The sequence below is a fragment of the Streptomyces sp. NPDC047880 genome, from assembly GCF_040706515.1.
Classification (GTDB): domain Bacteria; phylum Actinomycetota; class Actinomycetes; order Streptomycetales; family Streptomycetaceae; genus Streptomyces.
This window is the reverse complement of record NZ_JBEZOK010000008.1, coordinates 95599-120532: the sequence shown is the minus strand read 5'-3', so window position 1 is coordinate 120532 and position 24934 is coordinate 95599. Positions and strand designations below refer to the sequence as shown.

19 protein-coding genes and 3 pseudogenes are annotated in these 24934 nt (G+C 70.0%); 16 read left to right on the top strand and 6 right to left on the bottom strand.

Features of this window, described 5'->3' with window-relative positions; genetic code table 11:
- Positions 1-74 precede the first annotated feature (74 nt).
- The 4 genes from AB0937_RS15115 to AB0937_RS15100 all read left to right on the top strand — a co-directional run bounded on the left by AB0937_RS15115 (position 75) and on the right by AB0937_RS15100 (position 7160).
- On the top strand, positions 75-269 hold the full coding sequence (locus AB0937_RS15115) for a hypothetical protein (protein WP_031103282.1): 195 nt from the start codon (positions 75-77) through the stop codon (positions 267-269).
- 179 nt (positions 270-448) lie between these two features.
- The gene (locus AB0937_RS15110) at positions 449-4045 is read left to right on the top strand and encodes a DEAD/DEAH box helicase family protein (protein ID WP_366712002.1); all 3597 of its coding nucleotides are present in this window, start codon (positions 449-451) and stop codon (positions 4043-4045) included.
- The gene (locus tag AB0937_RS15105) at positions 4042-5568 is read left to right on the top strand and encodes a restriction endonuclease subunit S (protein WP_366712000.1); all 1527 of its coding nucleotides are present in this window, start codon (positions 4042-4044) and stop codon (positions 5566-5568) included. The genes AB0937_RS15110 and AB0937_RS15105 overlap by 4 nt, the downstream gene beginning before the upstream one ends.
- Positions 5565-7160: a class I SAM-dependent DNA methyltransferase gene (locus AB0937_RS15100; protein ID WP_366711998.1), complete on the top strand. Its 1596-nt coding sequence runs from the start codon at positions 5565-5567 to the stop codon at positions 7158-7160. Before AB0937_RS15105 ends, AB0937_RS15100 begins: the two co-directional genes overlap by 4 nt.
- A gap of 7 nt (positions 7161-7167) precedes the next feature.
- On the opposite strand, the gene AB0937_RS15095 is transcribed toward AB0937_RS15100, so the two are convergent.
- Together AB0937_RS15095 and AB0937_RS15090 are read right to left on the bottom strand one after the other, a co-directional pair.
- The gene (locus AB0937_RS15095; protein WP_366711997.1) at positions 7168-7377 is read right to left on the bottom strand and encodes a DUF397 domain-containing protein; all 210 of its coding nucleotides are present in this window, start codon (positions 7375-7377) and stop codon (positions 7168-7170) included.
- On the bottom strand, positions 7374-8249 hold the full coding sequence (locus AB0937_RS15090) for a helix-turn-helix transcriptional regulator (protein ID WP_366711996.1): 876 nt from the start codon (positions 8247-8249) through the stop codon (positions 7374-7376). Before AB0937_RS15090 ends, AB0937_RS15095 begins: the two co-directional genes overlap by 4 nt.
- 157 nt (positions 8250-8406) lie before the next feature.
- On the opposite strand from AB0937_RS15090, the gene AB0937_RS15085 reads away from it, so the two are divergent.
- Together AB0937_RS15085 and AB0937_RS15080 are read left to right on the top strand one after the other, a co-directional pair.
- Positions 8407-8865, top strand: a complete 459-nt coding sequence (locus AB0937_RS15085) for an ATP-binding protein (RefSeq protein ID WP_366711995.1) — start codon at positions 8407-8409, stop codon at positions 8863-8865.
- A 204-nt stretch (positions 8866-9069) separates the two neighbouring features.
- Positions 9070-12609: an AAA family ATPase gene (locus AB0937_RS15080; RefSeq protein WP_366711994.1), complete on the top strand. Its 3540-nt coding sequence runs from the start codon at positions 9070-9072 to the stop codon at positions 12607-12609.
- 8 nt (positions 12610-12617) lie between these two features.
- On the opposite strand, the gene AB0937_RS15075 is transcribed toward AB0937_RS15080, so the two are convergent.
- Positions 12618-12917 carry an NIPSNAP family protein gene (locus AB0937_RS15075; protein WP_366711992.1) on the bottom strand — a complete coding sequence of 100 codons (300 nt, stop codon included), beginning with the start codon at positions 12915-12917 and terminating at the stop codon, positions 12618-12620.
- Positions 12918-13220: 303 nt separating this feature from the next.
- Here AB0937_RS15075 and AB0937_RS15070 point away from each other — a divergent pair, with 303 nt between their 5' ends.
- The 8 genes and pseudogenes from AB0937_RS15070 to AB0937_RS15035 all read left to right on the top strand — a co-directional run.
- Complete coding sequence (locus tag AB0937_RS15070) at positions 13221-14165, top strand: helix-turn-helix domain-containing protein (RefSeq protein ID WP_366711991.1); 945 nt, start codon at positions 13221-13223, stop codon at positions 14163-14165.
- A 96-nt stretch (positions 14166-14261) separates the two neighbouring features.
- Positions 14262-14757: pseudogene (locus tag AB0937_RS15065) on the top strand (Uma2 family endonuclease).
- A gap of 136 nt (positions 14758-14893) precedes the next feature.
- On the top strand, positions 14894-15556 hold the full coding sequence (locus AB0937_RS15060) for a hypothetical protein (protein WP_366711989.1): 663 nt from the start codon (positions 14894-14896) through the stop codon (positions 15554-15556).
- 49 nt (positions 15557-15605) lie between these two features.
- On the top strand, positions 15606-16466 hold the full coding sequence (gene mshB / locus AB0937_RS15055; protein ID WP_366711988.1) for an N-acetyl-1-D-myo-inositol-2-amino-2-deoxy-alpha-D-glucopyranoside deacetylase: 861 nt from the start codon (positions 15606-15608) through the stop codon (positions 16464-16466).
- Positions 16463-16873, top strand: a complete 411-nt coding sequence (locus AB0937_RS15050) for a DUF6113 family protein (protein WP_366711987.1) — start codon at positions 16463-16465, stop codon at positions 16871-16873. The genes mshB and AB0937_RS15050 overlap by 4 nt, the downstream gene beginning before the upstream one ends.
- A 155-nt stretch (positions 16874-17028) precedes the next feature.
- Positions 17029-19512 carry a hypothetical protein gene (locus AB0937_RS15045; RefSeq protein WP_366711986.1) on the top strand — a complete coding sequence of 828 codons (2484 nt, stop codon included), beginning with the start codon at positions 17029-17031 and terminating at the stop codon, positions 19510-19512.
- A gap of 132 nt (positions 19513-19644) precedes the next feature.
- Positions 19645-20118 (top strand): annotated as a pseudogene (locus AB0937_RS15040) (histidine kinase); the annotation flags it as partial.
- A gap of 3 nt (positions 20119-20121) precedes the next feature.
- Positions 20122-20565 (top strand): annotated as a pseudogene (locus AB0937_RS15035) (response regulator transcription factor); the annotation flags it as partial.
- Positions 20566-20681: 116 nt separating this feature from the next.
- Here AB0937_RS15035 and AB0937_RS15030 read toward each other — a convergent pair.
- Positions 20682-21533, bottom strand: coding sequence for a transglutaminase-like domain-containing protein (locus AB0937_RS15030; protein ID WP_366711984.1), 852 nt, complete (start codon positions 21531-21533; stop codon positions 20682-20684).
- A gap of 30 nt (positions 21534-21563) precedes the next feature.
- Positions 21564-22586: a GNAT family N-acetyltransferase gene (locus AB0937_RS15025; protein WP_366711983.1), complete on the bottom strand. Its 1023-nt coding sequence runs from the start codon at positions 22584-22586 to the stop codon at positions 21564-21566.
- A gap of 140 nt (positions 22587-22726) precedes the next feature.
- Here AB0937_RS15025 and fdxA point away from each other — a divergent pair, with 140 nt between their 5' ends.
- Positions 22727-23047 (top strand): ferredoxin, encoded by a 321-nt coding sequence (fdxA, locus tag AB0937_RS15020; protein WP_003973842.1) that lies wholly within the window; start codon positions 22727-22729, stop codon positions 23045-23047.
- A 120-nt stretch (positions 23048-23167) separates the two neighbouring features.
- Entirely contained in the window at positions 23168-24259 is a 1092-nt protein-coding gene (locus tag AB0937_RS15015; RefSeq protein ID WP_366711982.1) for a bifunctional succinyldiaminopimelate transaminase/glutamate-prephenate aminotransferase, read from the top strand.
- Between the two features lie 70 nt (positions 24260-24329).
- On the opposite strand, the gene AB0937_RS15010 is transcribed toward AB0937_RS15015, so the two are convergent.
- On the bottom strand, positions 24330-24776 hold the full coding sequence (locus AB0937_RS15010; protein WP_366711981.1) for an ATP-binding protein: 447 nt from the start codon (positions 24774-24776) through the stop codon (positions 24330-24332).
- Positions 24777-24934: the final 158 nt, after the last annotated feature.

The following is a 24934-nucleotide window of genomic DNA, read 5'->3' as shown; positions in this document are numbered from 1 at the left end:
TGGCTGCTGTACGGATTTGATGCCCCCATAGTCCGACCCCCCGCGTCCTCGTGGATCTTTGGAGGTGAACCGCCGTGGCACTCTCGATTTCGGCGGTGGTGCTGCTGGCGATCATCGTCTTCCTGCTCGTCAAGAAGTCGGGGCTGAAGGCAGGACATGCGATCGTCTGCATGCTGCTCGGCTTCTACCTCGCCTCCTCGACCGTCGCTCCCACGATCAACGAGCTGACGACGAACATCGCGGGGATGATCGGCAGCATCAAGTTCTGAGCGACGGCCTTTCCGGCCGAGGTTCGAGGGGAGACCCCGGCCTCGGCCGGAGTCAGTGCCTCTTCTGTCCCGATGCCCCTTCTGTCCGGATGCTTCGTCTGTCTTGATGTCCGGCTTTCCCGAGTCGGATTCCGTAGGCTTGCCGGGCCGGGCATGAACGAGGGTCGAGGGGGCGGCACGTGGACGACGAGAGCGTGGACAGGCGGCTTCGGGAGCAGGCGAAGGCGTCCCCCAACTTCGGTCGCCTGTACCAGCACCAGCCGCTCCTCGCGATCTACGGCTCACAGGCAGAACTCACCGTCCTGACCAATCCGAACGCCGCCTACGTCAGCGCCGGTCAGTTCGGCGAGGTGCTGGCCGAGGAGTTCGTCACGCGGACGGGCACGCGTGTCGAGGGAACGAACCAGGTCGACCGCATCAACGCCCTCACCCGGGCCGGTGTCCTCGTGGGCTGGAGTCGTGACGCGTTCCACAAGTTGCGCCGGGGCCGTAACGAAGCGGCACACAACCACCTTTTCGATACGACCATGGCCCTTGAGGCCTTGAAGCTGTGCTGGCAGTTGGGCGACCTCTTCGACCGTGCCATGGGCGGCACCCGCGCCGTGACCGCGTTCGTTCCGCCCACCCTCCCCGCCGAGACGCCAGAGACCGACCCGCGGGAGATCGCAGAGCTGCGCGAGGCGCTGGAGGGGCACCGGCGCACGCTCGCCGAGTCTCGGGTGAAGCTGTCGGAGGTCGGCGACCGTCTTGAGGCCGAACGACAGGCCCGCGCCGAGGCCGAGCGGATCATCGCCAGCGCCGAAGAGGCCAAGACCGCTTACGCCGCACAGGTCGAGGAGTTGCGGGCGCAGGTCACCGAGCTACGGGCCGCGCACCAGCAGCGGTACGACCGCGAGCGGCTCAAGCCACGCCCGGTCGCCTCCGCCGCCCGTGACGCCATCGTGGAGCGCGCTCAGCGTCCCGCCCCGCTCAACGAGGTGCAGGCGCGAAAGAAGATCGACGCGATGTTGGGCAAGGCGGGCTGGCTGCTCCAGGACAAGGCGGACGCCAACCCGCTCGCGGGTACGGGCGTCGCCATCCGCGAGTTCACCCTCGCTAGCGGCCGCGCCGACTATGTCCTCTACGTCGACGGGAAGATCGTTGGCGTCATCGAGGCCAAGCGGGAGGGGGCGCCCCTCGCCGGCGCCCTCGCCCAAAACGAGCGGTACGCGGCGGGTGTGCTCAAGGAACACGCCATGGCCGTGTGGCGCCGTGACGAGCCCTTCGCCTTCCGCTACGCCACCACCGGCACCGAGACGTACTTCCTCAACCGCGTCGACCCGGACGCCCGCTCCCGCGAGGTCTTCGCCTTCCACCGTCCCGAGACCTTTGCCTCGTGGATGCGATACGCCGACGAGCACCCGGACGCGCCCACCTTCCGGGCGGCCCTGCGCACCGCCATGCCGCTGCTGGAGACCCACGGCCTGCGCATGGCCCAGGTCGAGGCCATCACGGGCTTGGAGGGCTCCCTGGCCACCGACCGGCCGCGCGCCCTGATCCAGATGGCGACGGGCGCCGGTAAGACGTTCACGGCCGTCACCGAGACCTATCGGCTGCTCCGTTACGCGGGCGCCCGCCGGATCCTGTTCCTCGTCGACCGCAACAACCTCGGCCGCCAGGCCCGCGCGGAGTTCGACAAATACCGCACCCCCGACGAGAACCGGAAGCTCACCGACCTCTACAACGTCGACATGCTGGGCCGCGCCGGCCTTCAGCAGACCTCCTCGGTGGTCATCTCCACGATCCAGCGGATGTACGCCCTCCTCAAGGGCGAGCCGCTGGAGGACGGGCCGGAAACCGAGGATCGCGAGGACAAGGCCGCCTCGCCCCTGGACGAGTCCTACGTGGCGGACGAGCCGATCACCGTCGAGTACAACCCCGACGTCCCCATCGAGTCTTTCGACGTGATCGTCGTCGACGAATGCCACCGCTCCATCTACGGCCTGTGGCGTGGCGTCCTGGAGTACTTCGACGCCCACCTCGTCGGTCTCACCGCCACGCCCACCCGGCAGACCAAGGGCTTCTTCGACAACAACGAGGTCTCGCGCTACACCTACGAGCAGGCCGTCGCCGACGGCGTCAACGTCGACTTCGACATCGCCCGGATCGTGACCGACCTGCGGGAAGAGGGAGCCGTAGCGAGGATCGAGTCGGGGACGACGGTACGGATCCGTGACCGTCAGACACGCAGCCAACGGTACGAGGAACTGGACGAGGACTTCACCTACACCGCCCCGCAGATCGGCCGCACGGTCATCACGGAGGACGAGATCCGCGCCGTGCTGACGACGTACCGGGACAACTGGAAGCGGTGGTTCCCCGGCCGGGCCGACCTTCCCAAGACCCTGATCTTCGCGGGCCCGTACGACGACCACGCCGACGAGGTGCTCAAGCAGGTCAAGCAGGTCTTCGGCCGGGGCGACGACTTCGCCAAGAAGATCACCTACCGGTCCCGCGACAACGGCGACGACCCCGAGGCCCTCATCAACGACCTGCGCAACTCGCCCCGGCTGCGGGTCGCCGTCACCGTCGACATGATCGCCACGGGCACGGACGTGAAGCCGCTGGAGTGCGTGATCTTCCTGCGGCCGGTGAAGAGCCCCGTGATGTTCGAGCAGATGAAGGGCCGGGGCGCCCGTTCCATCGACGCGGACGAGCTGAAGGCGGTGACCCCGGAGGCGGCACCCGACCTGAAGAAGGACCGTTTCGTCCTCATTGACGCGGTCGGCGTCACCGACTCCCCGCTCGTCGACGCCCGTCCGCTGATCCCGGCGGGCGCGCAGCGCGGCATCCCGCTGGCCAAGCTACTCGACAAGGCTGGCACGCGGTCACTGACCGCCGACGAGGCGGAAACCCTGGCCCGCCGCCTGGCCCGCATCGACCGCCAGCTCGGCGAGGACGAGAGGAAACTGCTGGTTGAGACGTCCGGCGGCCCGAGCCTCGCCGACCTGGCCCGCCGCATCACGGACGCGGTGGACGTCGACACCCAGGACCGGGCCCGGCACGAGGGCGGCCCCGAGCTGGCACGGAAACTGGTCCAGGACGCGGTGGCCCCTCTCACCGCCCGCCCCGCACTGCGCAAGCTCATCCTGGAGATCCGCCACCAGCAGGACCTGACCTACGACGAGACGACCGAGGTCAAGGTCACCGAGGTGCGTGAGATTCCGATGGAGGAGCGCGCGCGGAAGGAGCTGGCCGAGTGGAACGAGCTGCTGGAGAGGGAACAGCGGGACGAGAACGCGGCGATACAGGTCGCGCTGGGCAGCGGGTCGCGGCTCACTCCGGGGGAGGCACGGGCCGCGCTGAAGGAACTCGCCGGCCGTATCAGGGCGACGAAGCGTTCATGGACGACGCCGGTCCTTTGGGAGTACTACGAACAGGTCGGCAAGGCGGCGGCCAGTCCCGGCAAGGATGCGAGCCTCGGTGACCTGGTGCGGCTCATCCGCTACGAGCTCGGCGCGGACGACGAACTGAGGCCGTATCGTACGGTGGTCGAGGAGCGCTTCGAGGGCTGGCTGCTGCGGCAGCGGCAGGCGGGCGTGGAGTTCACCGAAGAACAGCTGTGGTGGCTGGAGCGGATAAAGAACGCCATCGCCGTCGACGTCGGCATAGAGCCCGGGGACTTCTCCGTCGCACCCTTCTCGGAGCGCGGTGGTGGCAGGGGCTTCATGCGGGCGTTCGGGGACAAGGACCGGGCGCTGGAACTGTTGGATGAGCTGAATCAGGAACTGGCTTGAGCGAGAGCAGCGGCGTGGACGGGGAGAGGGAACTTCCAACGGGGTGGGCTTGGGCCGAGCTGGGGGACTTGCTGCACCGCATTGAAGCGGGGAAGTCCTTCACCTGTGAGCCACGCCCTGCTCTTCCCGATGAGTGGGGCGTCATCAAGGTGAGCGCCATGACGTGGGGTTCCTTCGATCCGGACGAGAACAAGGCCGTTCCGGCAGGGCGTGACATCAATCCTGCTTACGAAATCTCTTTGGGTGACTTGCTGGTAAGTAGGGCTAACACCAAGGCTTATGTGGGTGCTCCTGTTCTGGTCGGAGCAAGTCGTCCCAAGTTGCTCCTGTCAGATAAGAGCTTGCGTCTCATTCCGTCTGGTTGTGTCAGCAAGCGTTGGCTCGTGCACTTCTTGCGCTCTCCCGAGGCCCGTGCCTACGTCGAGGCGAAAGCGAGTGGGACCAAGGATGCTATGCGCAACCTCTCGCAAGATGCATTGCGAAGGATGCCAGTCGCGTTGCCGCCACTTGCGGAGCAGCACCGGATCGTCGAGGCGCTCGAAGAGCAGCTGTCACGGCTTGATGCGGCGCGGGCGAACGTTCGCAAGGTCATGCAACGTACTGATGCCCTTCTCGGAAGGGTTACCGATTTCACTGCCGAACTCTCCATCGGCGCTGACGACCCTGTTGCGCCGTCTCCCGGGGCAGCCGATTCGATTGACGGGAAGTTGCCGCGCATTCCAGTGGACTGGCGATGGATGCGTCTAGGCGAGCTGGCTGACGTTGTCGGCGGCGTGACGAAGGACAAGAAGAAGCAGTCCGATCCGGAACTTCCCGAAGTTCCATATCTTCGTGTAGCAAATGTTCAGCGTGGCCATCTCGACCTCGAACAGGTCGCGAACATTCGAGTTCCGCCGAAGAAGGCTGAGCAGTTGAGGCTGCAAGACGGCGACGTCCTGATGAACGAGGGCGGTGACCGTGACAAGCTGGGCAGGGGGTGGGTGTGGCGCGAGCAGATCCCCAATGCCATCCACCAGAACCACGTATTCAGAGCCCGCATCCGTCATGGTGTGCTCATTCCTGAACTCCTTTCCTGGTACGCCAATGGTGCAGCTAAGTGGTTCGAAGGAAACGGGAAACAGAGTACGAACCTTGCCTCCATCAGCCTTAGCAAGATCAAGAATCTGCCCGTTCCTGTACCGCCGCAATCTGAGCAGCGACGCCTTGCGGAACGGATCGAAGAGCGGCTGATCCAACTACGGCACGCCCGCGCGGCCACAGAACGCGCCCTGCTTCAAGCAGCAAAGCTACGGAACGCCCTTCTGCGTAAAGCGTTCCGAGGGGATCTTGTTCCTCAGAACGAAGCCGATGAGCCCGCAGCGACGACTCTCGCCCGTATCGCTGTTGAACGGGCAGCGCAGCCCAAGCGTCCTCGTAGGACTACGACCAAGGCCCCGCCCCAGCGAGTCGCAGAGTCGGTCGGCCCGGCCCCCGAACCGACCCCCATCCCCGCCCTCGCCGTACAGCAGGAGTTCGACCTGTGACCGCCCCCGCAGACGCCCCGCAGCCCGCCGAAGAGCCGGTCAAGACGGCCAAGGCGGTCGCTCAGACCAACACGCTCGTCTCCAAGCTCTGGAACTACTGCAACGTCCTCCGTGACAACGGCATGTCCACCATCGAGTACGTCGAGCAGCTCTCCTACCTGCTCTTCCTCAAGATGGTCGAGGAGATCGAGAACGACCCGTGGGACGGTCAGGACATGAGTGCCATCGTCCCCGCCGAGTACAACTGGCAGACCTTGGTCACCAAGCGCGGTCCCGAGCTGGAGAAGCACTACCGTGCCGTCCTGGAGAACCTGGGCAGGCGTCCCGACACCACCATCGGGACGATCTTCGACGAGGCCCAGAACCGGATCACGAAGCCCGCCCTCCTCGAAAAGCTCGTCGTCGAGCTGATCGGTCGTGAGGACTGGACGATGACCGGGGTCGACCTCAAGGGCGACGCCTACGAGGGCTTGCTTGCCAAGGGCGCCTCGGACACGAAGACTGGCGCCGGCCAGTACTTCACTCCTCGGCCTCTCATCGACGCCATGGTCGACGTCATGCAGCCCGGCCCGGACGACACGATCACCGACCCGGCTTGCGGCACCGGTGGCTTCCTCATCGCCGCCCACGCGTATATCCGCGATCACCACATGAAGACCATGTCGCTGGACGAGCGCAAGGCCTACGACGAGGGTCGCAAGATCTGGGGCAACGAACTCGTCACCGGCACCGCCCGCCTCGCCGCGATGAACATGCTCCTCCACGGCATCGGCAAGAGCGACGGCCCGAGCCTGATCACCGTCGGGGACGCCCTCGCCGACAAGCCCAGCGGCAAGCACGCCACCCTCGTCCTCGCGAACCCGCCCTTCGGCCGCAAGTCCGCGATCACCGTGATCGGCCAGGACGGTGAGACCGAGAAGCAGGAAACCGAGTACGACCGCGACGACTTCACCGCCACGACCACCAACAAGCAGCTCAACTTCCTGCAACACATCATGTCGCTCACGGCCGTCGGCGGACGCGCGGCCGTCGTCCTTCCCGACAACGTCCTCTTCGAAGGCGGCGCGGGCGAGAAGATCCGCCGCAAGCTGCTCGACGAGTTCGACCTGCACACGATCCTGCGGCTGCCCACCGGCATCTTCTATGCGGGCGGCGTCAAGGCCAACGTCCTCTTCTTCGAGAAGAAGCCCCCGCGCGCCGACGGCAAGCCGCACACCACCGAGACCTGGGTCTACGACTTCCGCACCGGCCAGCACTTCACGCTCAAGCAGCGCCCGCTCACCCGCGCCCACCTGGACGACTTCGTCACGGCCTACCGGCCGGGTGAGCCCCGCTCCTCACGCGTCGAGTCCGAGGACGAGAACGGGCCGTTCAAGAAGTTCACCTACGAGGAACTGGTCGCCCGCGACAAGGTCAACCTCGACATCACGTGGATGAAGGATCCCGCCCTCGACGACGCCGACAGCGGCCTGCCGCCCGAGGTGATCGCCGAGGAGATCGTCCGCGACCTCCAGTCCGCCCTGAACGAGTTCACGGCCATCGCCCGTTCCTTGGGCGGCGACGTGGACGTGCCGGAGGTCGAGGTCGAGTAGCAGCCGTTCAGCCCTTGGAGGCGTACGCGACGAAGTCGGCCCAGGCCACCGGTGAGAGCTGGAGGCGGGGGCCGACGGCGTTTTTGGAGTCCCGGATGTGAATGGTGCTGGGGGTGTGGGCGACCTCGACACAGTCGCTCGGGTTGCTGCTGTCGCTGTAGCTGCTCTTGAACCACACCAGCTCGGATGCGTCTTCGACAGAGGCCTTGCGGATCATGTCTCTCCCACCAGTTGCTCGACGAAGGCCAGTGACTGCCGTGCAGTCAGAGCCTCGGCCCGGATGATGCCATAGCGCAGTTCAAGGATCCTGACCTGCCTCGGATCATGGACGGGGCGGCCATTGAACTCGTCGTCCATGCGCCCGACCGCCGTACCGTCCTCGAACTTCAACACCTGGACGCGACCTCCGGTTCCAGGATGGTTCCAACGGTCCGTCGGCATCACCTGAATTTCCACGTTTGGCAACTGGCCGACCTCAATCAGGTGTTCGAGCTGACTGCGCCACACCATCTTGCCTCCGACTGGGCGCCTGAGTGTCGTCTCTTCCAGGACGAAGCTGAGCTCAGGAGCTGGCGCACGATCGTAGATCGCCTTTCGAGCCATACGTGCCGCCAGTGCCTGCTCCAACTGGTCTTCCGGGTTCACCGGCCGTCGTGTCCGCAGCAACGCCCACGCGTACTCCTTGGTCTGGAGCAAACCGTGCAGGTTGTGATTGCCGTACGAGAGCAGCTCTGCGGCCTTCGCCTCCAACTCCGCCAGGTCCCGCACCTTCTTCGGGTACCGGACCTTCTTCACATCCTCCTTCATCGCCGAGAGCAGCCCACCAGCCCCCAGCACCTCGTCCGCCATGTCCAGATACTCGGGCCGTGGGATCCGCTTCCCGGCTTCGATCTTGTACACCATGTCCTCGCCGTACCCCACTGCCTCCCCGAACTCGGCGGCCCGCATCCCCGCGGCCTCCCGCCGCAGCTTCAGCTGCCGCCCCACGGTGGCGATGACCGCCAGTCCCCAGTCGTCATCCGGGTCCACCTCCCAGCCCGGTTCGTCAGCCTCGGTCTTGAGCCGTGCTACCTCGCCGTTCACCGACATTCCGTGCCCTCCCGTCGTGCGGCCCTGCCGAACCGCCCCTCGTCGCCGTACGGCCCGTCTCGACAAGCCAGGACACCACCGGACAAGACCGGACAGTCACCGTACGCAACCGCTTCGTCACTGTTCACGGTAAGAGCACTCCGCGACGCTGAGTGACGTGAATCAAGAAACCGCCACCCCTGAGGTGCAACTCCGCCCTCCGATCCGCAACTTCAGCGTTCAGCTGTCACCCACGCCCCGCGGAGCCCGCCTCGCCCGGCTGCTCGCCACCGAACAGCTCCGTTCCTGGGGCCTGCCCCTGGACCCGGCGGCGCACCTCGTGGCCGAACTCGCGGCCAACGCCGCCACACACAGCCGGGTCCCCGGCCGGGACTTCCAGGTCACCCTCTACGTCGTCGGCGCCACCTTGCGCATCGAGGTCACCGACACCCGGGGCGACCACCTCCCGCAACTGCACCACCCGCTCCCTCATGCCGAATCCGGCCGAGGTCTCGTCCTCGTCGACGCCCTCGCCGACCGCTGGGGCACCGCCCTCGGGCCGTACCCGCGAAAGACGGTGTGGGCAGAGTGCCGAGTCGGCCCACCGGCCGAACGCTGCCGGGCCGAAGAGCCGTAACCCTGCATGGCCGAAACGCATACGCACCGTTGAACGCGCCTGAGAAGCCCCAGAAGATGGTCATGAGCGCCCCCGCCTGACCGATATATGGGGCCTCCAGGGCACATGACACGGTGCCGGCGCTTCGAGGCCGGTGGGGAACGGAGGCTGATCGGTGCTGGCGGGCAGCGGCGCGATCGTGAGCGGTGCCCGATGAGGAACCGTATGCAGGTCGTCCTTCAGATCATGCTGGCCCTGGTCGCCTGTTTGCTCGGGATCGCCACCAACTACGCGACCAGTACCGACGACGTCCCCTGGGCGCTGGAGGCCATTCAACGGTTCTCCGTTCCGGCCATCGGCGTGCTGATCGTGGCGCTGGTGGTCGGGCAGGTCGTCGTCTACCGGCTGGAGAACCCCGCGCCGCCTCAGGTCGAATGGCCGCGTGAGAGGGTCCCGTACCCCGGCCTCGACGCCTTCGACGAGGACGAGGCGCCCGTCTACTTCGGCAGGGAGGCCCAGGCTGCCGAACTGACGCGCAGGCTGCACGCCACGGCGACCCATCCCGCCGATCGGTTCCTGGTGCTGGCCGGGGCGTCCGGTAGCGGTAAGTCCTCGCTGGTCAGGGCGGGAGTGATGCCTCGGCTCCGGGAACGCCGCTGGACCGTCGTACCGGCCTTCGCTCCCGGACCCAGCCCGCTCGGTGCCCTCGCGACTGCGCTGGCGGCGGTCGCAGGCGGGCAGGAACCGGCAAGTGCCGTACTGCGCAGACTGCGCCAGGGACCTGGCGCGCTCCGAGCCGAGCTGTCGCGGCTGCGGGGCGGCCGGTTCCGGCGGATACTGCTCGTGGTCGACCAGTTCGAAGAGGTCGTCACCCTGGCGGGGGAGCGGGAACGCGTCCAGTTCCTCGAAGCGCTGCGTGCCTGTGTGGAACAGGATCCGGCGGTCCGCGTGCTGGCGACTCTCCGGGTGGATCTGCTCGGCAGGATCCTCGGCACCCCACACGCGGAGCTCCTCCAGCACCCCGTCGTCATCGGTACCTTGGGCAGAGCACAGCTCGCCGAGGTCGTGGAGCGGCCCGGGGCCCTCGTCGGGCTCGGTTTCGAGGCCGGAGTCGTCGACTCCATCGTGAGCGAGACCGGCGCGGACGACGCACTACCGCTGCTCGCCTATCTCCTCCAAGAGCTGTACTTCGCCTCCGGCCCCGGCGGGACGGTGACCGAGGAACTGTACCGGCGGCTCGGCGGAGTACCCGGCGCCCTGGCGCGCCAGGCGGACAACACCGTGACCGGGCTCGGCGCGGGCGTGGGCATCGACGCTGTTCTCCGAGTCCTGCTCCGCTTCGTCACCGTCGAGGGGCAGGAGGTGGCCCGCCGCCGTGTACCGCTGTCCGAACTCGACGGACAGGAACGCCATATCGTCGAAGCCTTCGTCGAGGCACGGTTGCTGCGCACCGACGCCACCGGTGGCGCCACGACCAACAGCGAGCCCTACGCGCAGGTGACGCACGAGGCGCTGTTCCGCCAGTGGGCCCCCTTGCGCCAGGAGGTCGAGGCGCGTGCCGAACGGCTTCGCGAGCGCGCCGAACTGGAACGGTGGGCCGCCGACTGGGAGCGGGCCGGGCGCAGCGACGACTACCTGCTCACCGGGGAGCGCCTCAGCGCGGCCCGCCGCTGGCTGGAGGGCTTGGAGGAAACCGGGCAGGCGTCCCCACCGGCACGTGCGCTCGTCGAGTCCTCTCAGCGCCGCGACCTGACCTTCCTCAGCAGGGTTTCCGACAGCATCGGCCGACAGGTCCTCCTGAGTGCGGAGGGCGAACCGGAGCGGTCGCTGCTGCTGTCGCTCGCCGCGCTCGGGGAGTGCACACCCACCCCCTCTGCCAGACGTGGCCTGATGGCGGCACTGGCGGCGAGCCACGCCCGTGCCCGGCTCGGCGGGCACACTGACACAGTCCGGCACATCGCCTGGTCCCCCGACGGCCGCATGCTGGCCACGGCGTCCAGGGACGGCACGGCCCGTGTCTACGAGGCGCCGTCCGGACGCACGCTGCTGGTGCTGCCGTGCGACGGCGTCATGGTCGAGTCCGTCGCCTGGTCGCCGGACTCGGCCAGGGTGGCAACCGCCGGCCGTGACCGAGTGGTACGGATCTGGGACGCCACCTCGGGGGAGCCGGTCCGGTTGCTCACCGGAGCGGGGGACCTCAGCAGGCAGGTCGCATGGTCACCGGATGGCCGGCACGTCGCGGCGAGCTCCAAGGACCGGGTCGTCCGAGTCTGGGAGGCCGACAGCGGCCGGGTCGTGCACGAACTGCACGGGCACAGCGACGACGTGTGGGGTGTGGCCTGGGCGCCGGACGGCGATCGGCTCGCCTCGGCCTCCCACGATCAGACCGCGATCGTGTGGGACCTGACGACCGGGACCGCGGCCCTCACGCTCAACGGGCACTCGGACTTCGTCGAGGGCATCGCCTGGTCACCCGACGGGCGGCTCATCGCCACCGGCTCCGGGGACCACACCGCCCGTATCTGGAACGCCAGGACCGGCGACCTGCGTCTGTTGCTGCGAGGACACACCGACTACGTGTGGAATCCGGCCTGGTCGCCGGACGGGCGGATGCTGGCCAGCGCATCCTCGGACCACACCGTGCGCATCGTCGACACCGAGGACGCCAAGGTCCTGGCCGTGCTGCGGGGCCACACGGACACTGTGTGGGGCGTGACCTGGTCGCCCTGCGGGACCATGCTCGCCACCAGTTCCACCGATGGCACCGGCATGGTGTGGGACCTGCGCCCGCGCGGCGCCGAGGCCGTACTGGCCGACGGACACCGAGGCCCCGTGAATCAGGCCGCGTGGTCCAGTGACGGCGACCGTTTCGCCACGGCCTCGGACGACGGCACCGTACGGGTCTGGGACGCGGTCACCGGAGCTCCGGCCGGACCGGTGATCGAGTGGGAGGACCGGGTCTGGTCTGTTGCCTGGGCTCCCCAGGGGGAACGGCTCGCGTTCTGTACGAACGACGGACTGTTTCGGGTCGTCGACGGGCGCGGCAGCACACTGTTCGAGCGGAACGGCGAGGTCGTCGAGGGGTGCGCGTGGTCTCCGAACGGCAGCCGGATCGCCACCGGGGGGCATGACGGTGCCGTGCGCGTCCTGTCCGGGCCGGACGGGACCGAGCTGCTGAAACTGACGGAACACCAGGACTGGGTGGGGCGCGTGGCCTGGTCGCCCAGCGGTCGGCTGCTCGCCAGTTGCTCCGACGACCGCACGTGCCGACTGTGGGACATCGTGGAAGGGCGGCAGTTCACAGTGCTGCGCGGCCACGAGAACTACGTGGAGGACGCGGCCTGGTCCCCGGACGAGACGAGAATCGCCACCGCTTCCGGCGACTGGACCGCCGCTTTGTGGGACGTTGTCACCGGGCGACGGATCGACGTGCTCAAGGGACACGAAGGGCGGCTTCGCGCAGTCGCCTGGTCCCCCGATGGACGGCACATCGCCACGGGCGGCGACGACCGCACCGTACGCGTTTGGTCTGCCGCGACCCTGGAAGAGGTCGCCGTTGTCGGTGTGCACCAGGACAAGGTGCTCTCCGTGGCCTGGTCCCCGGACGGCACGCGGCTGCTCACGGGATCGGCCGACGGGACGGCGCGGGTATGGAACGCCGAGCCCGACTACGACCGGCTGGAGGCCGCGGCCCGGGGGAGGGTTTTCCGCACCCTCACCCACGAGGAACGGCGGCAGCATCTGCTGCCGCTCGATCCCCTGTGACGTAGTGATCAGTAGGCCGACTCGACCGTGCGCTCTTCGGTGCGGACGAGGTAGTCGTCCGGGTTCAGGCCCATCGCTTCGCGCTTGGGCGACGACCAGTACAGCGCGTTGCGTTCGGCGAAGGTCTCCGGGCCCTCGTAGGCGATCAGCCAGAGGAACTGATTGCGCTCACGGTCCACCCAGGCCCCTCCGATCGTGAATCCCAACTCCAGCCGCAGCGGGACGATTTCTTCCCGCCACCGCTGCACCCACTCGTCGAGCAGACCGTCCCGGACCGTGTACGTGCGCAGTTGTGTGGTCTTCGGCATGGCAGACATCCTCTCCGAGCGGCGAAGTCGGGGTACCACCGGAACCCGAGAACTCGTGCTTCGGTGAAAGGGGCGCTCTCTTTACCCAAGGACCACGGCGGCGAAATGACCTCACCAAACCCCACCCCTCCCGCCCGCGGCGCCCCGCTCACCCGCGCGAGTGAACATCGCCAACTCCACTGGATTTCCGGCCCCTAGCCGGCCCTACGCTCGGCGCAACACAACCGCAGACATGAGACGGCCCCCGCCGGGACTGCAATCCCAGTGCGAGGGCCTGACCACCGAGGAAGAGGAAGCTTCCCGATGGGTATCCAGAACCCTAGCGTGCCCCTGCGCGCCCAGGCCCGAGTTGCGGCCCAAAAGCACCCGAACCGGCGGCCCGGCGCGGCCCACCGCACGGGCGGGCTCCAGCACGACAACACCCGCCACACCACCCGCTTCACGGTGATCGGCAATCACCTGGCCCAGCACAGGGAGCTCTCACTCCTCGCCATCGGGCTGGGTACGCACCTCCAGTCGCTGCCCAAGGGCGCCCCCGCAGACATCAAGACCCTCGCCGCCCGCTTCCCCGAGGGTACGAACCGGATCGCCGCCGCCCTGCGCGAACTGGAGGCCCACGGCTACCTGCGCCGCGAACGCGTTCGCACCTCCACCGGCCGCATCGTGACTCGCACGATCTCGTGCAACCAGCCGGAGGCCCGTCACCGCCCCGAGACTCACGACCATCACCCGGAGGCCCGAGCCGCGGCGGCACCGCAGCAGCGGGAGAAGTGTGAGGAAAACAGGACGTACCCCGCGCGGGCGGCGCACGAGAGACGAGCACCCCGCAAGCCGCTCCCCGCAGTACCGAGCCCCGCCTACTCCGCCCCCGCCCTCCTCCAAGCCGCCACCGACCTCCTCGCGGACCTCCACCGACACGACCCCCGGCTGCTCCTCTCCACGTGCGACACCGCCCACCTGGCCCCCGGCGTGGCCGCGTGGCTGGAGCGGGACGTCGCTCCCGCAGCCGTACGCCGCGCCCTGAGCGCCGACCTGCCGCCGGAGGGCGTACGACGCCCGGCCGCGCTCCTCGCCCACCGCCTCGCCACCCAGCTCCCGCCTCCGCCCCCGTTCCGGGTTCCGACCATCCCGCAGCCGCCCGTGTACCCGGTGCGGAACTGCGACGGCTGCGACCGCAGCTTCCGCTCACCCGACCCCGGAGCCCGCTGCCGTGACTGCCGAGCGACCTCCACAGGAGCTTCAGTGTGAACGTGACTATCCCCGCCCCTGCCATGGACGGCGGGGAGCGGGCGCCATGACGACCGCATCCGACGCGTGCCAGGGCCCTCCCACCGGTATCGGGTCATGCGTGACTTCGTTCAGTCCACAGACGGCACGCTTCCGGGCAAGTTGAAGATCACCAAGGAAGGGATTGTTCACGACCTGCTGTGCACCAACGGCCCACACGGGCGAGCCCGACATGGAGAACACACCCGAGGGTGTCATGCGCCGTCCCGACATCATGGTGATCACCGGAGACGACATGGATGTCGCCGGATGTTTCGACGCCCGTACTCTCATCGTCGTCATCGAGGTCGTATCCCGCTCCAGCCCGCGCAACGACTGGGTGGGCAAGGTGCGTGACTACCCGCTGCTCGGCATCCCTGTCTACGCGATCTTCGGCCCTAGTACCGGTACCGGTGCCGTCCTCACCGACATCCATCGGGCCCCGGGCGGGCGTCTGTACGCCACCCGCAAGGAAATCCTCTACGGCGAAGACGTCACCATCCGGGAAGGGACCATTCCGACAAGCGGCCTGCCGCGCTACCGAGACAACGATGCGGAAGAGGTCGGGACCTGAGGGGCTCGATCCGGAAACGGGAGAATCGGTTTCGGTCACCTTCGTCCGGACGACGCGTTCCTGCTTGACCGGCCCCCTGGCAACTTCGCGATCGTTCTCGTAAGGATCGTGGCGAAGAGCGAGTACGGGGTTGCGCATGGCTGTTTCCAGACCACAGACGCGTCAGTTCGAGGCGTTCATGACGAACCTGTCGTACGCCCGGCGCATGGTCGAGACGGGGCGGATGCTCACGCCTCTGCAGTCGCCCACGATCGGCATCGACGACTTCTACCGGGCAGCCTGGGTCCAGGCTGTCGCCGCCATCGATCACTGGCTGCACGAGGAGGTGCTGCGCCGGGTGGCCGAGCTGACGGTCAAGGACAGCCCCGAGATGCCGCCCCAGCTGCGGAGGTACGAACTGCCGCTGTACCGGGTCGAGGCTGTGCGACGAGGTGAGGTCACGCTCTCCGAGGCCGTCGTGGAGCACTTGCGTGAGAAGCTCGCTGTGCAGGCGCTCCAGCACCCCGGAAAGATCTCGGAAGTGCTCAGGCTCGTGACCGAGAAGAAAGTCTGGTACGAGGCGGCGGGATGCATCAACCAGCACTTCTTCCAGGGGCGGACCACGTTCAACGAGAAGAAGCTGCGCGGTCGGTACCTGGAGATCACCCAGCGCCGTAACAAGATCGCACACGACGCAGACCTGATCGACGGCGACCTCAAGCAGCGCCGTCCGATCGACGAGGCCGAGGTCACGGACGCCATCGACTGGATCGAGCGGATCGCCCTGGCCATCGCCCACGTGCTCGACGACGAGGGGTGACAGACCAGGGCGCGACGGACAGTCCCACGGCGCCTCGTAGGCTGGCCCCATGACGGAACTGCCCTCCCGGCGTCTGCTGCTGGTGCACGCGCACCCGGACGACGAGTCGATCATCAACGGCGCGACCATGGCCAGGTACGCGGCCGAAGGTGCCCACGTCACGCTGGTCACCTGCACCCTGGGTGAGCGCGGCGAGGTCATCCCGCCCGAGCTGGCTCACCTGACGGGCGCCGCCCTGGGCCAGCACCGCCGCCGCGAGCTCACCGCGGCCCTGGCCGAGCTCGGCGTCCGGGACTTCCGCCTCCTCGGCGGCGCCGGACGCTACAGCGACTCCGGGATGATGGGCCTGCCCGACAACGACGACCCCGGCTGCTTCTGGCAGGCCGACGTCGACGCGGCCGCCGCGCACCTCGTCGAGGTGATCCGCGAGGTGCGGCCCCAGGTCCTCGTCACCTACGACGAGAACGGCGGCTACGGCCACCCGGACCACATCCAGGCCCACCGCGTCGCCATGCGCGCCGTGCAGCTGTCCGCGGACGCCGGCCTGCCGGTCCCCAAGGTGTACTGGAACCGGGTCCCCCGGCCGGTTCTGGAGGAGTCCTTCGCCCGGCTCCGGGAGGATCTGTCCGGCACGTCCTTCACCAAGGTCGCCGACATCGACGACGTCCCGGGTGTCGTGCCCGAGGAGCGCGTCACCACCGTGATCGACGGCACCGCCCACGCCGCCGCCAAAGCCGCCGCGATGCGCGCCCACGCCACCCAGATCACCGTGGACGGGCCGTACTTCGTGCTGTCCAACGAACTCGCCCAGCCGATCCTCACCACCGAGTACTACGAGCTGGTGCGCGGCGAGGCGGGCGCCGGGGAGCGGGAGACGGACCTCTTCGCAGGTGTCGGGGAGACCTCATGAACGACCGGACGCCGATGCTGGCCCAGCCGATGCGGCCGCCCACGGCCGGACGGGTCGGCGCCTGTCTCGGGTTCTTCGTGCTCGGCGCGGTGATGGGCGTCGCCGGGGCCCTGGTGCAGCCCGGGTGGTTCCCGGGCGGGCTCCTGCTCGCCCTGGCCGGAGAGGCCGGGGCCGTCCTGGGCGGCTCACTCGTGCTCCGCGGCCGGGCCGGGGGCGTCGCGGCCGCCGCCGGCTGGATGCTCGCCGTCGTCCTGCTCACCGCCAGCCGCCCCGAGGGCGACTTCCTCTTCGCCGCGGGGAACGGCTCCTATCTCTTCCTGCTCGGGGGCATCGCCGTGGCTGTGATCTGCGCCACCCTCGCCCCGGGGCGGCAACCGGACGGCGGTCCCGCCCGACTTGCCAAGTGACGTACCACTTCGCCAGACGTGGCCGTGGGGGTCCGGTGTGGGTTTCCAAGGCGGTCACGAGATAAGGGTGAGAAGTGGCCAGTATGGTGGTGCGCGCCGCCGAGCTGCCCGCGTGAGGTTGTGTCGGGCGGCGGAGCCAACCGGGAGAACCTGCCTTGAGTCGTGAAACTGACACTCCGTCCTCCGGGCCCAACGGGCGCGGCGGAGCCGCCTACCCGTCGGGTACGCCGCCGTACGGGACCCCGACGGTCTCCGACGCCGGTACGGACGCGGGCCGTTCCGCCACCCGGCCGGAGGAACGCAAGACCGAGACCACGCTGACGACCCGGATCCGGATCAACATCCCCGGGTCGCGGCCCATTCCGCCCGTGGTGGTGCGCAAGCCCGTCGCGGAGACGGAGGGCACGGCCGACACCGACACGCGCGGTGAGACGTCGACGGCCCCGGGCACCGCCCCGTCCCCGGCACCGGCCGAGCCGGCCGCCGAACCCCCGCAGCAGGGCGACGACAAGCCGGCCAGCGACTGGTTCGCACCCCGCAAGTCGGGCGGCGGCAAGGGCGGTCCGGGCAGCGGCTCCACCAACGGTGCCGGAATGCCGGGCGGTTCGCGTCCGGCGGCGGGTGCTCCCGGTACGGCGGCGCCCGGCTCCGGCGCCGGTGCGTCCGGTGGGGCGCGGCCGGGCACCGGCAGGCCCGGCGGCGTGGTCGGCTCCATGGGCGCACCGGGCGGTTCCCGGTCCGGCGGCACGAACGGCGCCGGGCTTCCGGGCGGCGCCACCGGCGGCCCCGTCGCGCCCGGGCACGGCGGCGGTACCGGCTCCTTCGACGTCACCGAGGCCCTGGCGGCGGGCCCGCTGGGCAGCGGCTCCCGCCCCGCCCCGGGCGGCGCCGAACCGCGCCGCGACGACCTGCCGTACTTCTCCGAGAACGGCCGCGACGGACAGAACAGGCAGGACGGTCAGAACGGCCAGGGCGGTTACGGCGGTCCGGCCGGCGGCCCGGGCACGTCCGACGGCTTCGGCGCGAACGGCACGTCCGGCGGCCCCGGATCCCGGCGCCCGGCCGGCCCGACCGGCGGACCGGTCACCGGCGACGGCCCGATGGTGCCGCCGCCCGGCGGCCCGGGCGGCTCCGGCGAGCAGGGCGGCCCCGGGGCGAGGGACTCCTTCAGCACGCCCGGCGGCCCCGGCGGCTTCAACGCTCCCGGTGCACCCGGCGGCCCTGGCGGCTTCGGTGAGCAGGGCAGGCCCGGCGCTCCCGAGGCCTTCAACGAGCCCGGCCGCACCGGCACCCCGAGCGGCCCCGGTGCCCCCAGTGCCTTCAACGCCCCGGGCAGGCCGGGAGGACGCGGCGCTCCAGGCGGTCCCGGAGCCATAGGCGGTGGCCCGGCGGGTCCGGGCGCCCCGGCCGCCCCCGGCGCCGCGGCCGCGGGCCCCGGCGGTGGCATGAGCGACGACACCGCCGTCCTCACCCCGCAGAAGCCGGCCCCCGAACCGCCGGACGGCCAGGGCCACGGCCCCCGGCACGACAACGTCTCCGGCCACACCGTCACCAGCGGCATGCCCGTCGTGACGCCCGGCGCTGCCTCGCCGTTCGGCTCGGGCGCACCCGCCGACGGCCCCGTGCCCCACGCCGCCCCGAAGCTGCCCGAGCCGGTCTCCCCGCCCCCGGCGAGCTCCTCCAAGGCGCCGAAGAAGAAGGGCCGCAACAAGCTCGTGCTGCTCGCGGTCGGCGTGGTCGTGGCCGCCGGCGGCGTCTACGGCGCCGGTCTGCTGATGAACCGCACCGACGTGCCCAAGGGCACCACCGTGCTCGGCGTCGACATCGGCGGCACGACCCGCGACGGCGCCGTCAGGAAGCTCGACGAGGCCTTCGACGACCGCGTCGGTACGCCGATGAAGCTGTCGGTGGGCGGCAAGACCGTCGCCCTCGACCCGGACAAGGCGGGCCTGCAGTTCGACATGGACGCCACGGCCGACGCGGCGGCGAAGAGCGACTACAACCCGGTCTCCGTGATCGGCTCGCTCTTCGGCGACCACCGTGTCGTCACGCCGGTCATGCCCGTCGACGAGGAGAAGCTGCACGCCTCGCTGGAGGAGGCGGCGGGCGGCTCCGGCGCGTCGACCGACGGAACGATCGAGTTCAAGGGCGGCAAGGCCGTCCCCGTGTACGGCAAGACCGGCAAGGGCGTCGACCTCGCCAAGTCGACGCCGGTCGTGGAGGAGGCGTACCGCACCCAGGTGGAGACCGGCGCGTCCGGTGTGGTGAACCTGCCGACCACCACCCGGCAGCCGACCGTCTCGAACGCCGAGGTCGACCGGGTGCTGAAGGACTTCGCGCAGCCGGCGATGTCGGCCAAGGCCATCGTGCAGACCGACGCGGCGCACAGCATCCCGTTCGGCGCGCTGTCGCTGCCGAAGATCCTCAGCTTCAAGGCCGTCGACGGCAAGCTCGTGGACACGTACAACCTCAAGGCGCTCCAGGAGGCGTACGGCACGACCTTCGACGGCGTGCAGATCGAGGGCGCGAGCGGCAAGCGCGACGTCACGCCGCAGGACGTCGTCACGGCACTGCGCAAGGCCCTGCGGGGCAAGACGCCCGCGGAGCGCGTCGGAGTCATCGACACCAAGCCGAACTGACCTCCGGCCGGCCGCCGTACGAGAGCCCCCGCCCGGTGCGGACGGGGGCTCTCGTCGTCATCTCACCGGCATGACACCTGTCATGCGGCAGTCCGGACACCAGGCACTGCCGCCGCCCGCACCCCCGAAGCCGCCCAGCTCGCCGCCAACGAGGAGCGCCTGCGCCTGGCCAGGGACCTGCACGACCTGCTCGGCCACTCGCTGTCCCTGATCACGCTGAGGAGCGAGCTGGCCGGGCGGATGCTGCCCGACCGCCCCGACAAGGCGGCCCAGCAGGTCACCGACATCGAGCGGGTCAGCCGCCAGGCCCTCGTCGACGTACGGGAGGCCGTCACCGGCTACCGCCGTCCCCGCCTGAACGCCGAGTGCGCCGGTGCCCGGGTCGCCCTGACCGCGGCCGGCGTCACCGCCGAACTGCCCGCCGAGCCGGGCCTCGACGGTGTGCCCGAGGAGAGCGAGTCCGCCCTGGCGTGGGCGCTGCGCGAGGCCGTCACCAACGTCGTACGGCACAGCGGCGCCCGCCGCTGCACAGTCGAGCTGGTGCGCCGTCAGACGCTCGACGGGCCGGTGCTGGAACTCACCGTCGAGGACGACGGCTCGGGCGGTACGGACATCGAGATGCCCGGCGCGACGGGCATAGAGGCCGCGGCCCGCCTGCACGCCGAACTCCCGGCCGTGAAGCTGGTCATCCTCACCACCTTCGGCCGCCCCGGCTACCTGCGCAGCGCGATGGAGTCCGGCGCCGACGCCTTCCTGGTCAAGGACGCCCCCGCGGCCCAGCTCGCGGAGGCGATCCGCAAGGTCCTCACCGGCGAACGCGTCATCGACCCCACCCTCGCGGCAGCGGCCCTGGCGGAGGGCGCCAACCCGCTGACGGACCGCGAGCGAGAGGTCCTCCGGGCGGCTTCCGACGGCTCCACGAACGCGGAACTGGCAGCGGCCCTGCACCTCTCCCAGGGCACGGTCCGCAACTACCTCAGCACAGCCATCCAGAAACTGGCGGTGAGAAACCGGGCGGAGGCGGTCCGGGTGGCACGGGAGAAGGGCTGGTTGCAAGAGCGCCCCGTCAGGGGCGCGGGGCTGTGTCGCTACGCGGCTCCGCCGCGTGAGCGCGAACGGCCCCCGCACACCGGCACCCGCAAGACCACGCGAAGCCGTACGGCGAGAGGTCAGTTCAACATCGCCCTGGCCGCCAGGGCCTCCCCCCGTACCTGCTCCGCGGCCCCCTCGTCCACCGCCGAGACAACCTCCGCATAGGCCTCCAACTCCAAGGCCCCATGGAGAAACTCCCCCCGCTGCACCAGCAACCGCGCCCGCTCGTACCGCAACCGCGCCGGATGCGACGGCAGCAGCAACGACAACTCCACCGCCCACAACGCCACGTCCGACCGCTCGGGCCGGGCCGCCGCCCACGCCCGCACGTTGTTCAGGATCCGCAGCACCACGTCCAGCGGATCGGCCGGCCGCAGCATCGCCGGATCCGGTCGCGCCCCGGTCGCCCCCACGACGAGCAGCTCCGCGTCCGCCCCCGTCAGCACCCTCCCCCCGTCGAACGGATCCGCCAGCACCTGCCCCTCCTCGGGCCCGAACCCGACCACGAAGTGCCCCGGCAGGGCCACCCCGTACACCGGTGCCCCCGCCCGCCTGGCCACCTCCATCCACACCACGGACAGCAGGATCGGCAGCCCCCTGCGCCGCCCCAGCACCGCGTGCAGCAGCGACGACTCCAGACGCTGGTAGTCGCCCGGGGTGCCGTGGAACCCCATCCGCTCACCGAGCAGCTCCCGCAGGGCGACCGCCCACGCCCGCGGCCCGGCGGGCCGGTACGGCAGCAGCCCGGCCAGCCGGTCCAGCTCGACCTGCGCGGCGTCCAGGCCCGCCTCGTCCAGTTCCCGGTCCGCCTCCGCCCCCACCAGCAGGCACAGCGTCGACAGATCGGGCCGTTCGGAGCGGGCCTCCTCGGCGAACCGCCTCCGCAGCTCGGCGGAGCGTTCCGGGGACGGGGGGTACGGGGGACGCATGACTGGCTCGTGCCCTCTCACGACGATCGGTTACCGGCCGTTTCCGGTGTCGCCGGCATCCGGCGCCCGGTAGTGGTGGTAGGCGTGGTGCGCGGCGAAGCCCATGCCGGCGTACAGCGCCCGCGCTGCCGCGTTGTCCGCCTCCACCTGGAGCCACGCGGCCGACGCGCCCTCGTCGAGCGCCCTGCGGGCCAGCGCGGCCATCACGGCCGTCGCGAGACCCTGCCGGCGCAGCGCCGGATCGACCTCGACGGCGGCGAACCCGGCCCACCGCCCGTCCACGACGCACCGCCCGATGGCGGCCGGGGGCGCCCCGTCGGCCGCCCCGGGCACGGTCGCGAACCACACCGACGGCCCGCTCGCGAGCACCCGCAGCGCCACCTCGCTGACGCCCTTGCGCTGGTACCGGGCCAGCCACCCCGCACCGGCCTCCCGGGACAGTGCGACCTCGTCCGGGTCGCCCGCGTCGGCGATCGGCGCCAGCGGCCCGATCCACAGCTCGGCGGTCACCTCCCGCACCCAGCCCCGCCGCTCCAGCTCCGCGCAGAGCAGCTCCTGCGTGCCCTCGGCACCGGTCGCGGTCTGGACGTGGGCGGGCAGCCCACGCTCGCCGTACCAGCGCCGTACGGCCGCGAGTGCCTCGTCGAGCGGCACGCCCGGCGCGCCCAGCGGCAGCACCGAGTTGGCCCGCCGGGTGAATCCCGACGCGGCCCGCAGTTCCCACTCGCCGAGCCGTTCGCTCTCCACGGGTCGCCAGGCCCGCGCGGCGACCCGGGCCAGCTCCTCGTACGAGGCGGCCGGACCGCGGCGACGCGCCGGTGCGGACGGCACGGTCTTGCCCGCGACCAGCGCGGATTCCGCGATTCGGACGCTCTCGCCGTTCTTGCGTGTGATGAGCAGCACACCGTTGTCCCATGATGTGAGAACACCGACCGTGTCGGTGAACTTCTCACCCGGAGCCTCATGTTCGATCAAGCTCCGCACGGAGACCCGTTTGCCCACGTCAGCAGTGGTGATACGGACCTCGAGTCGCCCGGCGGCAGAGATTTCCACAGGTCAGTTCACCCCTCCTGTTCGGATCATGCCCAGGAACGGAGATACTAGGGGCGGGCATCGACGACGCCGCGCTCCCGCGCGCCAGGCGGCGGAGCCTGAGGAGGCCCGCCAGCGCCCTATCGAGGAGGAACGACAGCGTGACCTACGTCATCGCGCAGCCTTGTGTCGACGTCAAGGACAAGGCGTGCATCGAGGAGTGCCCGGTCGACTGCATCTACGAGGGCCAGCGGTCCTTGTACATCCACCCGGACGAATGCGTCGACTGTGGTGCCTGTGAGCCGGTCTGCCCGGTCGAGGCGATCTTCTACGAGGACGACACTCCCGAGGAGTGGAAGGACTACTACAAGGCGAACGTCGAGTTCTTCGACGAGCTCGGCTCGCCGGGCGGCGCCAGCAAGCTGGGGCTGATCGAGCGCGACCACCCCTTCGTCGCCGCGCTGCCGCCGCAGAACCAGTAAGAGCGGCCCGCACTCCGTGCCGCCTCGGTCCCGTACGGCCCGATCACCCGCTGATCGCCGTACGGGGCCGAGGCGTTTGCCGTGACCGGCTCGTACGTGCCAGAAAGTGAGCCAGAACCCGTGTCCGCAGTCTCCGACCGCTTGCCCACCTTCCCCTGGGACAAGCTGACCCCGTACAAGGCCACGGCCGCCGCCCACCCGGACGGCATCGTCGACCTGTCCGTCGGCACCCCGGTCGACCCGGTGCCCGAGCTGATCCAGAAAGCGCTGGTGGCCGCCGCCGACTCGCCGGGCTATCCGACCGTCTGGGGCACGCCCGAGCTGCGCGACGCGATCACCGGCTGGGTGGAGCGCCGCCTCGGCGCCCGGGACGTCACGCACCACCACGTGCTGCCGATCGTCGGCTCCAAGGAGCTCGTCGCCTGGCTCCCGACCCAGCTGGGCCTCGGCCCCGGCGACCGGGTGGCCTACCCGCGCCTGGCCTACCCGACGTACGAGGTCGGCGCACGACTGGCCCGTGCCGCGTACGAGGCCTACGACGACCCGACGGAGCTGGACCCCGAGGGCCTGAAGCTGCTCTGGCTGAACTCCCCGTCGAACCCCACCGGCAAGGTCCTCTCCAAGGAGGAGCTGACCCGGATCGTCGCCTGGGCCCGCTCGCACGGCGTCCTGCTCGTCTCCGACGAGTGCTACCTGGAACTGGGCTGGGAGGCCGAGCCGGTCTCGGTGCTGCACCCGGACGTCAACGGCGGCTCGTACGACGGCATCGTCTCCGTCCACTCCCTCTCCAAGCGCTCGAACCTCGCGGGCTACCGCGCCGCCTTCCTGGCCGGTGACCCGGCGGTCCTCGGCCCGCTGCTGGAGATCCGTAAGCACGGCGGCATGATGACCTCGGCCCCGACGCAGGCGGCGGTGATCGCGGCCCTCGGCGACGACGACCACGTCCGCGTCCAGCGGGAGCGCTACGCCTCCCGCCGTGAGCTGCTGCGCGAGGCCCTGGTCACCCACGGCTTCCGTATCGAGCACAGCGAGGCCAGTCTCTACCTGTGGGCCACCAGGGGCGAGTCCTGCTGGGACACGGTGGGCCACCTCGCCAAGCGCGGCATCCTCGTGGCCCCCGGCGACTTCTACGGCCCGGCGGGCGCGGAGTTCGTCCGGGTGGCGCTGACGGCGACGGACGAGAGGGTGGCCGCGGCCGTCCGGCGTCTGTGAGCGCCGCCGGGCATGCCGATGGGGTCCAGGGAAGCTCCCTGGACCCCATCGGTGTCCTGGTGCGGGCGGATCAGCCGACCGGCAGGCTCTGCACCGGCAGCGTGTCCGCGGACGGCACGCCGCCCTTGGCCAGGGAGTCCGTCGGCAGACCGCCCTGGGCCGAACCGGCCGCGTCACCGACGAGCTGACCGGCGGAGCCGGCCGCGTCACCGGCCGTCTTCTGTGCGACGGGCGTGGTCTTCTTGACCTCCTTGCCGCCGGTCTTGCCCGCGGAGGACACCGCGTTCTTGACGGTCTTGCCGCCGGTCTCACCAGCGGACCCGGTGACCTTCTGCGCCGTGCCGTCGACGGTGTTGCCGACGTTCGCCCCGTCCAGGGCGGTCAGGCCACCGAGGTTCGGGGTGGCGGGCAGCTCGGGGGCCGCGCTGGCGGAGCCGGCCGCACCGACCCCGGCAGCCGCTCCCGCAGCGACGATCAGCGCGGCACGGGCGATACGGCGGGTCAGGGGGAGGGACATGGTGCTCCTTCGACGGAGGAAACGGTGAGCTTGTGAAAAATCCGGCCGGGGTCCGACAGTTGATCGACCGGCTGTCGATCTCCCCGGCCCGGACGCAGTGACTACCGCTCGAAGCCCGCGAAGGTTGCGGCGCCGCAACGTAAAGAGTTGGCAATGCG